The 12,941-nt window shown below is 47.1% G+C and carries 10 protein-coding genes and 1 riboswitch; of the genes, 7 read left to right on the top strand and 3 right to left on the bottom strand.

Annotated elements, in window-relative coordinates:
- Positions 1-8: 8 nt before the first annotated feature.
- On the bottom strand, positions 9-551 hold the full coding sequence (locus FQV26_RS13965; protein ID WP_146558153.1) for a PadR family transcriptional regulator: 543 nt from the start codon (positions 549-551) through the stop codon (positions 9-11).
- 141 nt (positions 552-692) lie between these two features.
- Between FQV26_RS13965 and FQV26_RS13960 the strand changes: the two genes are divergently transcribed.
- The 4 genes from FQV26_RS13960 (at position 693) to FQV26_RS19065 (ending at position 7,255) form a co-directional block, all read left to right on the top strand.
- The gene (locus FQV26_RS13960) at positions 693-1,448 is read left to right on the top strand and encodes a DUF6920 family protein (protein ID WP_146558152.1); all 756 of its coding nucleotides are present in this window, start codon (positions 693-695) and stop codon (positions 1,446-1,448) included.
- Positions 1,449-1,586: 138 nt separating this feature from the next.
- Positions 1,587-1,691: riboswitch (SAM riboswitch) on the top strand.
- 72 nt (positions 1,692-1,763) lie between these two features.
- Positions 1,764-3,623, top strand: a complete 1,860-nt coding sequence (locus FQV26_RS13955; RefSeq protein ID WP_146558151.1) for a bifunctional homocysteine S-methyltransferase/methylenetetrahydrofolate reductase — start codon at positions 1,764-1,766, stop codon at positions 3,621-3,623.
- Entirely contained in the window at positions 3,604-7,041 is a 3,438-nt protein-coding gene (gene metH, locus FQV26_RS13950) for a methionine synthase (protein ID WP_146558150.1), read from the top strand. Before FQV26_RS13955 ends, metH begins: the two co-directional genes overlap by 20 nt.
- 91 nt (positions 7,042-7,132) lie before the next feature.
- Entirely contained in the window at positions 7,133-7,255 is a 123-nt protein-coding gene (locus tag FQV26_RS19065; protein WP_261384349.1) for a hypothetical protein, read from the top strand.
- A gap of 204 nt (positions 7,256-7,459) precedes the next feature.
- Here the strand turns inward: FQV26_RS19065 and msrB are convergent, their stop codons facing one another.
- A complete protein-coding gene (msrB, locus tag FQV26_RS13945; protein ID WP_146558149.1) occupies positions 7,460-8,596 on the bottom strand; it encodes a peptide-methionine (R)-S-oxide reductase MsrB in 1,137 nt (378 codons plus the stop codon).
- Positions 8,597-8,925: 329 nt separating this feature from the next.
- Between msrB and FQV26_RS13940 the strand changes: the two genes are divergently transcribed.
- Both FQV26_RS13940 and FQV26_RS19060 read left to right on the top strand, forming a co-directional pair.
- Complete coding sequence (locus FQV26_RS13940) at positions 8,926-9,933, top strand: LLM class flavin-dependent oxidoreductase (protein WP_146558148.1); 1,008 nt, start codon at positions 8,926-8,928, stop codon at positions 9,931-9,933.
- A 56-nt stretch (positions 9,934-9,989) separates the two neighbouring features.
- On the top strand, positions 9,990-10,124 hold the full coding sequence (locus FQV26_RS19060) for a hypothetical protein (RefSeq protein ID WP_261384348.1): 135 nt from the start codon (positions 9,990-9,992) through the stop codon (positions 10,122-10,124).
- A 230-nt stretch (positions 10,125-10,354) separates the two neighbouring features.
- On the opposite strand, the gene FQV26_RS13935 is transcribed toward FQV26_RS19060, so the two are convergent.
- A complete protein-coding gene (locus FQV26_RS13935) occupies positions 10,355-11,383 on the bottom strand; it encodes an NADP-dependent oxidoreductase (protein WP_146558147.1) in 1,029 nt (342 codons plus the stop codon).
- Positions 11,384-11,564: 181 nt separating this feature from the next.
- Here FQV26_RS13935 and FQV26_RS13930 point away from each other — a divergent pair, with 181 nt between their 5' ends.
- Positions 11,565-12,689, top strand: a complete 1,125-nt coding sequence (locus tag FQV26_RS13930; protein ID WP_146558146.1) for an NADH-dependent flavin oxidoreductase — start codon at positions 11,565-11,567, stop codon at positions 12,687-12,689.
- Positions 12,690-12,941 lie beyond the last annotated feature (252 nt).

Below are 12,941 nucleotides of genomic sequence, written 5' to 3'. Positions count from 1 at the left end.
CCTCCGCTTCAGCTTAAGGTTTTTTTGGTTTCATCGCACCAGTCGATAGCAGCCAACGTTATCCGTATGCCATAATCCAAGGTGATCAGCCAAAAAGGAGCGTCTGCCTGTTCTATTAATTGAGTGTTAATCATTTCTTGAATCCCTAAGTAAGTATTGTAGCGATCAGTAAGCTTTTCACGATAAGCCTCTAAATGGTCAAGCGTGTCTTGAACATCCTGATTGCGGCTAAAAAATAGCTTCAGCAGCAATTCGTTTTTTTCGACCGGGAGCTGCTGAACAGGCTCTTGAATCCATTCTCTGAGAACACGTTGTCCTTCAGCAGTAATGGTGTACTCTTTCTTATCCGGCTTTCCTTCCTGAACTTGAGGTTCCACTGACGCATAGCCCTTATCCACGAGTAATTTCAATGAAGGATATATCTGTCCATAGCTGATCTTCCAGAAATGATTCAAACTTGTATCAATCATTTGTTTGATGGAATAGCCGGTGCGGCATTCTGTTGTCAAGAGTCCAAGTATCGCATATTGGGTATGGTTTTCTTTTGCCATTCATTCACCTCATTATATCTTTTTGATATATATCTATTTGATATAAAAATACTCTCTTTTTAATAGAATGTCCAGTTTTTTATTAAAAAAATGCTTTGTATACTACCAAAAAAGGTATAGCAACAAAAAGGGGTGTTGGTGATGGTGAAAAAAGATGCTAATGAAAGTAACTCTAAGCGTGCGACTCCAGGCAAACTGACAGCAGAAATGATTGAATCACTTCCAGAATGCATAAAAAATTGGCTTTACGCGATTGGTGCTGTTGGCCATGAACAAATCCATAACACACGTCTTAAGCAAACAGGCAGGATGAAATTAAAGCCTCAACAAAAAACGTGGACCGCATCCGAAGCGGAACAGATCAGCTTTACCAATCCGCCGGCATTCCGATGGACAGTGAAGATGAAAATGGGAAAAGCTTTGTTTGTCACCGGAAAAGATAGCTTTCTGGAAGGCAAGGCAAACATGCGGATCAAACTTGCCGGAATTTTTCCGATTTCCAATTCAACAGACAATGAAAAAACTGATCAGTCGTCACTGCAACGTTATTTGATGGAGCTGTCCTGGTATCCATCAGCCGTAATTAATCCTCTTATTACATGGGAAGAGATAGACGGGCAATCCGCAAAAGCGACGATGGAATATGCTGGACTGACGGGTTCTGCAACTTATTTCTTTAATGAACAAAACGAACTGTTGAGAGTAGAAGCGTGGCGCTATAAAGAAGACGGGGAAGATGCGAAGCCGCTATTATGTATTGGTACAATCAAAGAACACCAACTTGTAGACGGATTAAAAGTTCCGGTGAAAGTAGAGATTACCTGGATGCTCGAATCTGGGCCATTTACTTGGTATATATTTGATGTCCATTCCCTTAAGTTTAATTTTATAAGATAGTAACTTTCCTTCGAAGTTTTGGAATAGTACTTATTTTAATGAAAAATAACAGAAAGTTCATTGTTTTTTGATAGATTGTCTTGACCTGACTAGTGTATACAGGTACCATATCTAGAATACTTAAAACTGAATAGTGAATTCTTATCGAGAGAAGTTGAGGGACTGGCCCTATGAAACTTCAGCAACCAGCCGAAAGGTCAGGTGCTAAATCCAGCAGGCAAACGAATGCCTGGCAGATGAAAAGGAACGAGTTTGATATCGTAAAGCCTTCTTTTTCATGAAGGCTTTTTTTGTATATATAGGAGGGTGAGCAGGATGGGTTTATTAAACGAATTAAAGACCAGAATTTTGACGGCAGATGGGGCGATGGGGACATTGCTGTATTCATATGGCATCGAGTATTGCAATGAGGAATTGAATCTGCAGCGGCCGGAAGTGATTGAAAAGATTCATCAGGATTACATCAAGGCCGGAGCAGATATCATTCAGACCAATACTTATGGAGCGAATGCAGCAAAGCTCGCACGCTACGGACTGGAAGAACAAGTTGCGGAAATCAACAGAGCCGGGATTAGCATCGCCAAACGTGCCGCAGCGCCAGGTGGACAATTTGTTTTCGGAACCATCGGAGGCATCCGGGGAATCCGGAAAAGCGACGCAACTTTACAGGAAATCATTGCGATGGTCGACCAGCAGGCAAACCATCTGCTGTCGGGAGATCCCGACGGCCTGCTGCTGGAAACTTACTACGACTTTGAAGAACTGGCGTCAACGGTCAAGCACCTGAAAGGGATTACCGATACGCCGCTGATTGCTCAAGTATCCATGCATGACCCCGGCATTCTGCAAAATGGTATGACGCTTAATGATGCCTTGCATCAATTGGAGACGCTCGGCGCAGATATCGTTGGTGTCAATTGCCGCTTGGGACCTCACCATACCATCCAAGCCTTTGAAGAAGTTACTTTGCCAAAACATGCTTTCTTGTCCGCTTCCCCTAATGCCAGTTTGCTTGATGTGGAAGATGGCCGGATCGTTTATGAATCGGAAGCTGATTATTTCGGTCGTGCCGCTTTGTTGTTGAGAGAAGAAGGAGTGCGTTTGATCGGCGGCTGCTGCGGCACAACTCCAAAGCACATTGCCGCTGCGAAAAAGCATCTTGGCAGCTTGCCGCCGATCACCCATAAAGAAGTGGCCGTCAGAAAACCGATTGTCATCCGTGAAGCGGAAGCGCTGGAAGTAAAACCGCTCCATGAAAAAGCCAAAACGGAACGGACCATCATCGTGGAATTGGATACGCCGCGCCATTTGGATACGACCAAATTTTTGGAAGGGTCTGTTGCTTTGAATGAAGCGGGTGTGGATGCTGTGACGATGGCAGACAATTCATTGGCGTCACCGCGCATCAGCAACATGGCGATGGGCTCCATTTTAAAACATAAGGAAAATATTCGGGCACTGGCCCACATCACCTGCCGGGACCGCAACTTGATTGGCCTGCAATCGCATTTGATGGGGCTCGATGCGCTCGGCATCCATGATATACTCGCCGTGACGGGGGACCCGACCAAAGTCGGCGATTTTCCGGGAGCTACCAGCGTCTATGACGTGTCGAGCATGGAATTGATCCAGCTGATCAAAAAGCTCAATGAAGGCATTTCATTTTCCGGTAAGCCATTACGAAAAAAAGCCAACTTCTCGGTAGCGGCGGCATTCAATCCGAATGTCCGCGTACTGGACCGGGCGGTGGCAAGACTCGATAAAAAAATCGAAAGCGGTGCGGATTATTTCATTTCGCAGCCGGTTTATACGAAAGAAAAAATTGTGGAAATCCATGAAGCGACCAAACACCTGGAAACACCGATTTTCATCGGGGTGATGCCATTGACCAGCATCCGCAGTGCAGAATTTCTGCACAACGAAGTGCCGGGCATTAAACTGTCGGATGATGCGCTTGAACGCATGCGCGCGTGCGGCGAAGACAAAGACCGCGCCACTGCTGAAGGCATCCAAATTGCAAAAGAACTGATTGATACGGCAGCGGAGCTGTTCCATGGCATCTACTTGATCACGCCATTTGTCCGCTACGATATGACCGTGGAATTGATCCGTTATATTCGACAATTAGATCAACAGAAAGAGAGCGATCACAGCCATGTCCAAACATCTTATTGAACAACAGCTTGAAAAAAGAATTTTGATCATCGACGGGGCGATGGGGACGATGATCCAGAATGCCGATCTATCCCCGGAAGACTTTGGCGGCGAAGAGTTTGATGGCTGCAATGAATATTTGAATATCGTTCGTCCGGATGTCATAGAAGAAGTCCATACAGCTTACTTAGAGGCGGGAGCTGATATTCTCTGCACCAATACTTTTGGTGGTACGCCGATCGTTTTGGATGAGTACGGAATCGGCAGCCAGGCAGCGGAAATCAATCGCCACGCAGTAGAAATCGCCAAAAAGGCAGCGGCTGAGTTTTCGACTCCGGAATGGCCGCGGTTTGTAGCGGGAGCCATTGGACCGACAACGAAGACCTTGTCCGTAACCGGCGGCGCGACATTTGATGAAATGCTGGAAAATTTCTATATACAGGCCAAGTCACTTGTTGAAGGCGGAGCTGACTTGATCTTGCTGGAGACTAGCCAGGACATGCTGAATGTTAAAGCGGCCACAATTGGAATCAAACAGGCATTCGAAGAAACCGGTATCGAACTGCCGATTATGGTGTCAGGGACCATCGAACCGATGGGCACCACGCTTGCGGGCCAAAGCATCGAGGCGTTCTACATCTCGATTGAACACGTTAAGCCATTGTCAGTCGGCTTGAACTGTGCAACCGGGCCGGAATTCATGACGGACCATATCCGGTCGCTGTCCGAACTGTCGGATGGCTACGTCAGCTGTTACCCGAATGCCGGTTTGCCGGACGAGGATGGACATTACCATGAAACCCCGGAATCATTGGCGAAAAAACTGCGAGGCTTTGCGGATAAAGGCTGGCTCAATGTAGTTGGCGGCTGCTGCGGTACAACACCTGCACACATTAAAGCGGTGCGTGAAGCAATGGAAGGCCTGCCTCCGAGAAAACCGGATCCTGTCGATCACGGCCATGTCGTGTCTGGTATAGAGCCTTTGCAATATGATGAATCCATGCGCCCATTATTCATTGGTGAACGAACCAATGTCATCGGCTCGCGCAAATTTAAGCGTTTGATTGTAGATGGGCAATTTGAAGAAGCTTCTGAAATTGCCCGCGCTCAGGTGAAGAACGGCGCTCATGTCATCGACATCTGTTTGGCAAATCCGGACCGGGATGAAGTTGAGGACATGACTCATTTCATGAAGGAAGTTGTCAAAAAGGTTAAAGTGCCGCTGGTCATTGATTCCACGGACGAAGAAGTCATTGAAGTGGCGCTGAAGTTTTCTCAAGGAAAAGCCATCATCAACTCGATCAACTTGGAAGATGGGGAAGAACGGTTTGATGCGGTAATGCCGCTCGTGAAAAAATACGGAGCGGCAGTTGTTGTCGGAACGATCGACGAAGAAGGCATGGCGGTGACGCGTGAACGCAAGCTGGAAATTGCGGAACGTTCTTACGAATTGCTGGTCAGTAAATGGGGCCTTGCGCCGGAAGACATTATTTTCGATCCTTTAGTATTCCCCGTTGGTACAGGTGACCAGCAATACATCGGCTCTGCAGTGGAAACCATTGAAGGCATCCGCTTGATCAAAGAAAAGATGCCTCGGGCTTTGACGATTCTGGGTGTCAGCAACGTATCATTCGGCTTGCCGCCAGTTGGCCGTGAAGTATTGAACGCCGTCTATTTATATCACTGTACGCAGGCGGGCTTGGATTACGCCATCGTCAATACCGAAAAACTGGAGCGTTACGCATCGATTCCAAAACAGGAAATCGATATGGCCAATGAACTGCTGTTCACGACAACAGATGACACTTTAGCTGATTTCACCGCCTTTTACCGCGATAAGAAAAAAGAAAAGACCGAGGACGATATCCCGAAAACGGTGCCCGACCGATTAGCCTACTATATTATAGAAGGAACTAAAGAAGGGCTGATTCCAGATTTGGAAAAGGCGCTGGAAATGTACGACGAACCGCTGGATGTCATTAATGGACCGTTGATGAAAGGGATGGCCGAAGTTGGCCGGCTTTTCAATGACAATCAATTGATTGTTGCCGAAGTGCTGCAAAGCGCAGGCGTCATGAAAGCGGCGGTTTCCTTCCTGGAACAGTTCATGGAGAAAAAAGAAGATGACTCTGGAAAAGGAAAGATCGTGCTGGCTACGGTGAAAGGCGATGTCCATGACATTGGCAAAAACCTGGTCGAAATCATTTTAAGCAATAACGGCTTTAAAGTGATTGATGTTGGCATCAAAGTGACGCCTGCGACTTTGATTGAAGTCATTCGGAAAGAAAAGCCGGACATGATCGGCTTGTCAGGCTTGCTGGTCAAGTCGGCGAAGCAGATGGTCATCACTGCACAGGATTTCAAGGAAGCAGGCATCGATGTGCCGATTCTGGTTGGAGGAGCGGCATTGTCGAGACGCTTTACGGAAACCAAAATTTCAGCGGAATATGACGGCCCAGTCATTTACGCCAAAGACGCCATGCAGGGCTTGGATTTGGCCAACCGGCTGCAAAGCGGTGCAGGCAAAGCAGAACTGTTGCTGGAACTGGATGCCCAGCAGGAAAAACGTCAGGCTTCTGAAGCTGTGCGCGCAGCCAAGCCGGCTGTCGCAGTCGCCGAGAAGCCGGTCAAGACGGTCCGCGAAGATGTGCCTGTTTATGTGCCGAACGATTTAAGGCGCCATGTGCTGAAGGATTATTCAGTGGCGCATCTGTATCCATACGTCAATATGCGCACCTTGATCGGACATCACCTTGGCTTAAAAGGCTATAGCGATAAAACACTTGCTCAAGGTGATCCACGTGCTGTTCAACTGCATGAACTGGCGACCAATTTCCTGGGGTCGGGTCTATTGAAACCATCAGGACTTTATCAATTTTTCCCAGCTCAGAGCGACGGCGATGATGTGGTGGTTTACGATCCGAAAGACGCCAAAACGGAAATCGAACGCTTTACGTTCCCACGCCAATCAGCTCCGCCATTCCTATGTCTGTCTGATTACCTGAAGTCTGTGGACAGCGGGGAAATGGATTATGTAGCCTTTATGCAGGTCACTGCAGGATTTGGAGTTCGTGACGAAGCAACCCGCTTGAAAGAGCAGGGCAAGTTCCTGGAAAGTCACGCGCTTCAAGCGACAGCACTCGAACTGGCAGAAGGCTTTGCCGAACGCATCCATCAGGAAATCCGCGACCAATGGGGCTTCCCGGACGCAACGGACTTCTCGATGCGTGAACGCTTTGCTGCGAAATACCAAGGGCAGCGCTTCTCCTTCGGCTACCCGGCTTGTCCGAACCTGGAAGACCAGGCAAAACTCTTCAACCTCATCAAGCCGGAAGACATCGGCGTCCATTTGACGGAGGAATATATGATGGATCCAGAAGCTTCCGTATCAGCCATCGTTTTCGCTCATCCGGATGCAAGATATTTTATTGTGGATTAATGAGGAAAAGCGGAAACGGCCATGTAGCTCTGCCGGGCATAAGACAGACCGGCGAAGCGGCGTGTTTTCAGCCGCACAGCTGGGTTGACTTATGACCCAAAGAGCTGGCCGTTGGAGCTGGACAATAGGAAAAGCGGAGGCAGCCGTTAAGCCCCGACAAGCGCTGGAAGTCTTGCCGATAATGGCGTTCTTCAGCCATTGTTGGAAAGGCTGAAGCGACTCGAGGGGCTGGCTGCCGGAGTCTGGACAATAGGAAAAGCGGAAATGGCCGTGTAGCACTAGATGAGTCCTGACAATAAACGAAGTATAAGTAATCTGCTTTGTGTAAAATAAAACCCCGAATCTCCCTCAAGAAATGTGGAGATTCGGGGTTTTTAGCTATAGCTGCTTTGTGAAGTGTCCTTTTTGGCGAAATACATTAATTAACTTTATCCAATAAAAAGCCATAGCCTTCCGCTTCCATTTCGGCTTCCGGGATAAACAGCAACGCCGCACTGTTCATACAATAGCGCAGACCGCCTTTATCTTCAGGGCCGTCATTAAAGACATGTCCCAAGTGGCTGTCACCCGCGCGGCTTCTGATTTCAGTTCGCTTCATAAACAGCATGCCGTCTTCGTGTTCGGTGACGACTTCAGGATCGATTGGCTTGGTAAAGCTGGGCCATCCAGTTTTGGAATCGTATTTATCCGCAGAAGAAAACAGAGGTTCTCCGGTCGTGATATCAACATAGATGCCTGGCTCGTAAAAGCCATCATATTCATTGGAGAAAGCAGGTTCCGTTGCATCTTCCTGCGTCACTTCGTATTGAATATCCGTTAATTTTTCTTGCAGTTCTTCGTCACTCGGTTTCGGGTAAAGCGCTGGGTCGATCAATGGCTGGGTGTCTCCATCCGTTTCCTGATTTTCTAATGTGTCAAATTCTACGTGGCAGTAGCCATCCGGATTTTTTTCGAGGTAATCCTGATGGTATTCTTCTGCCAGGTAATAATGCTCCAATGCTTCAACTTCAGTAACAATCGGATCATCGTAGCGTTCTTTTTCGGCTGTGGCCACTTTGTCGATGACAGCCCGGTCGGCTTCATTTTCGTAATAGATGCCAGTTCGGTATTGTGTACCTCGGTCATTGCCCTGCTGGTTCAGGAGTGTCGGGTCAATGATCATAAAATAATGTCCGAGCAGTTTTTCCAAATCCACACGTTCAGGATCGTAGCGAACATGGACAGTTTCAGCGTGTCCGGTATTTTCGCGAATGACTTCTTCATAGGTCGGATTTTCGGTATTGCCGTTGGCGTAGCCGGATGTTACATCATAAACGCCGTAGACACGCGCCATGTAAGCTTCGACTCCCCAGAAACAGCCGCCTGCGAGCCAAATGTCCTGCAGCTTATCGGTGTCGAATTCCAGGTCCACATTCGGATTGTCAGGATACTTGGAAGTGCTTGTATCTGCGGCCTGGCCGGAACCAGAGCTGCCGGAATTATAGGCGTTGCCGGCTGAGCAGCCTGCAAGCATCAACAGTAATAGTATTAACCCTGTAAATGAAAACTTTTTCATATGGAAGCTCCTGCCTTTCGTAGTTGAATGGATTTCTTTTGCTTATCGATCTGTTCATACGTGGCGAGGGGCAGTTTGAGTTTCGTAAGATTGGTGAGGGTAGCAGTAAAAGCATTGGAAGCGTTACCGTTTCAATTATTACTTACAGTTTAATTGAATGCCTGCCAAAGAGGAACTGAAGCGTTTCGGAAATACTGGCTATTTCACAATACTTGTCACAAAATGGATTTATGATTTGCTGGATTGGGAGTTTTCCATCAGTACGCCGGAGTAGAGAGGGATTCAACTGGCATGCTAAGATTTAAGGACCAGTGAAAGGGGTTAGGCAGATGATTTCATTGAACATCCTTGATTATTCACCGATCGATGAAGGCGCTACAGCAGCAGAAGCTCTAAAGCAAACGACGGAACTGGCTCAACTGGCTGAACGTCTCGGCTATAAGCGTTTTTGGGTAGCTGAGCATCATCAGGTCGAGTCGGTTGCCAGCAGTACACCTGAAATGCTGATGATGCACTTAGCGACTTCTACAGAAACAATCCGCATCGGTTCTGGAGGTGTCATGCTGCCACATTACAGTGCTTACAAAGTGGCGGAGAATTTCCGTATGCTCGAGGCCCTGCATCCCGGCCGCATTGATCTTGGCATCGGGCGCTCCCGAAGCTACCGGATCGTCAACGAGGCATTGAATGAAAGCAAAACGAAGCGGCTACCTTATGAGCAGCAATTGGCAGATCTGCAGAAATATTTTACGGATGACACGGATAACGAACATCGCTTCCAGCAGTTAAAGGCTATGCCTCTAATCGATACAGCGCCAGAATTGTGGCTGTTGGGAACGGGGCCAGGCAGTGCCCGTCTTGCTGCTGAGAAAGGCATGGGCTATGCTTATGCCCATTTCGCCAAACCGGCTCAACAGTCAGTAGAGGTGATCAATAGTTATCGTGCGGCATTCCAGTCATCCCAATTTTTGCAGGAGCCAAAAGTCATCATAGCGGTTTTTGCGGTCGTCGCTGAAACGGCGGAAAAAGCAGAGGAGCTGGCGACTGCGTTCGATTTATGGCTCTTGTTTGTCGAATCCGATTCACCGCCTCCGTATTACCCGTCCGTCGAAACCGCGAAAAAACGCGGCTTCAGCGTCAGTGAGCAAGAAAAAGTAGAGCGCAATCGGAAGCGCATGCTGATCGGAACTGCAGAACAAGTGAAAACACAGATGGAAGAGCTGGCAGATCGCTATGACACAAACGAAATCACCATCATTCCGAACATTTCCGGAGCGGCCAACCGTATGAACGAACTGCGTTTATTGGCAAAAGCACTCAACCTCTCTGGAAAATGAAACCATTTCTGCTGATGCTGCGTATAGGATAAAAACAGCAGAGGTGGGGAAGGCGGATGGAAGTTAAAACGAAAATGAAAGATAAAAAAGATCGCTGGTGGATTTACGACGTCTTTGAGTTTTTTAGTGGGGTAATGGAAATTTTGTTTTATTTGCCGTGTGGGGTTCTGCGTTTTATGAAGGATCTGTGATGAAGTGGAAAGTATATTGTGGGGTATGGAAAGTATTTGGTGTTGAGTAGAAAGTATTTCTCTGTAAACAGAAAGTATATCCAGTTATATGGAGATTGCCGCATGCTCTTTGCGGCTTCTTTTTATGGTTTGGACAGTATTGTTTGTTTTTGGACAGTATTTCACTAGATATGGACAGTATCGCCAATTAAATGGAAAAAAGCCGCCCAGATGGACGGCTTTTCATTGTTTTACAGCTTCGCGAACTCAGGATCCGCGACTTTTACCAATTGCTTGCCGAGGTTGGTTCCTTTGAATAAGCCGAGGAAAGCCTCCGGTGTGTTTTCAAAGCCTTCGACAATCGTTTCGTCGTATTTCAATTTGCCTTCCTGCAGCCATTGCGCAAGTGCCGCAGCGCCTGTCGGGAAGTCTTTTGCATAGTCGCCGAGCGTAAAGCCTTTTATCATCGAGCTGGTCTTGATGAATTTCCATTGCATGCGTGGACCGACATCTTCACCAGGTGAATTGTATGAAGAAATCGAACCGCATAATGAAATGCGGGCATTGTTGTTCAGTTCATTGATGACGGCGTCTGAAATGTCTCCGCCGACATTATCGAAATAAACGTCGACGCCGTCCGGTAGAGCTTTAACCAAATCGTCCTGGAAGCTGTCTTTTTTGTAATTGACGGCTGCGTCAAAACCGAGTTCGTTAATCAAGTAATCGACTTTTTCATCAGAACCGGCGATGCCAACAGCGCGTGCGCCTTTGATTTTGGCGATCTGTCCAACGATAGAACCTACCGCACCGGCTGCACCTGAAACAACAACCGTTTCGCCCGCCTGCGGTTTGCCGATGTCGAGCAACCCAAAGTAAGCCGTGAGCCCTGTCAAACCGAGGACGCTAAGGCGCGCGGTGATCGGTGCTTCGGATGGATCCACTTTTTGAAGCTTCTGGGGATCCGCTACTGTGTACTCAGCCCAGCTGAGGTTGCCGTTGACGATATCGCCTTTTTTCAATAAATCCGAATGCGACTCTACCACTTCAGCAAGAACGCCGCCGACAAGTACTTCGTTCAATTCGAATGGTGCAATATACGATTTTACATCTCTCATACGGCCGCGCATATAAGGGTCTACAGAAAGGTAAAGTGTCTTCAATAACACTTCATTGTCGCCAGGTGTTGGAATTTCTTTTTCGACAAATTTGAAATCTTCGTTGGTTGGCATGCCTTCAGGGCGGTTAACCAAATGAATTTCTTTAATTGTTTGAGCTGTCATGGAAAATTCCTCCTAATTTACGAATTCGATGAAAAGCTTACCACTCGAAATAGAGACGGTCAAAAATAATGTACCGGAAAATGGGGGCGAGCGTGTATTCTTGATTCCTTAAAATCCATATGCTATTTTGAAATACCGAAGCCTTTCGGAAGAGATCATAATGCAGAAAAGAGGAAGTTCCATGAATCCACGATATAAAGAATTATTTCAAGAAATCACTTTGCCAAACGGTGTTGTTTTGAATGATCGTCTAGGTGTTGCACCGATGACCACTTATTCAGGAAATGACGATGGCACTGTTTCAGATGAAGAATTGACGTATTACAATCGCCGTGCCGGTCTCGGCAGCTTATATATTTCGGCATGCATCGCGGTTTCAGAAAATGGCATCGCATTCCCGAACCAGTTTATCGGGTTTGACGACAGCGCACTTCCGCGTTTGACGCAAATGGCAAAAGAAATGAAATCAAAAGGCAGTAAAGCAATTTTGCAGATCCAGCACGGCGGACGCCAAGGACAGCCTGCATTGATCAAAGCAAATGAAACAGTCGCGCCGAGTGCTGTACCAGGTGCAGCAGGAACGCCGACACCGCGTGAACTGACTGAAAGTGAAATTGAAGCGATTATCGAAGATTTTGGACAAACGACGAGAAGAGCTATTGAAGCGGGATTTGACGGTGTGGAAATCCACGGTGCCAATACGTATTTGCTTCAGCAATTCGTTTCTTCAGTTACGAACCAGCGGCAGGACCAATGGGGAGGCAGCCTGGAAAATCGTTTGAAGTTTCCACTGGCCGTTCAGAAAAAAGTTCAGGACATTGTCGCGAAATACGCGGACGAACAATTTATCGTCGGCTACCGCCTGTCACCGGAAGAAAACAATGAAACAACAGTTGGCTATACAATAGAAGAAACCAAAGTATTGGTGGAAGAATTGATTCAGCGCGGCATTCACTATATCCATGTATCGCTGATGGAAATTATGAAAACACCGAAAGGCGCAGATCAAGGCGACAGCATTGTCCGCATCTTAGCAGACCAAATTGACGGTCGAGTGGCTTTTGTAGCAGTTGGCAGCGTGAAAACGCCGGAAGATGCGTTAACGGCGTTGGCAGAAGGCGCGGACATCGTAGTTATCGGACGCCAGGCATTGATCGACCCTGAATGGACTGAAAAAGTGAAACAAGGCAAAGAGCAGGAAATCCATCCTGTCGTCACACAGAAAATGGTGGGGACCTTGGATATCCCGCAAAACATGTGGCACTTGATCACTTCATATGGCATGGTGAAAGTCTCTGACAATTAATTTCCTGTATTAAACGCTCAACTTCGGTTGAGCGTTTTTGTTTGATTTAATAGAAATATCGCAAGTGTGGGTTAATGAAGACTGTTGGTAGAATAGGAGTTTTCCGAATAGAGTTGATTTTGAAAGCCCTGTCATTTATAATTTACTAAACCGGTTTAGTAAACATTTCGGTAAGTTTGTGCTTACTGAATAACTAAAGAGATGCTTCTATTCAGAAGGGGGATTTGTCCCTCATGTTATAAATACAGTTTT

Source organism: Planococcus sp. CPCC 101016, assembly GCF_007859295.1.
GTDB lineage: Bacteria > Bacillota > Bacilli > Bacillales_A > Planococcaceae > Planococcus.
This window is presented reverse-complemented; position numbering and strand designations above follow the sequence as displayed.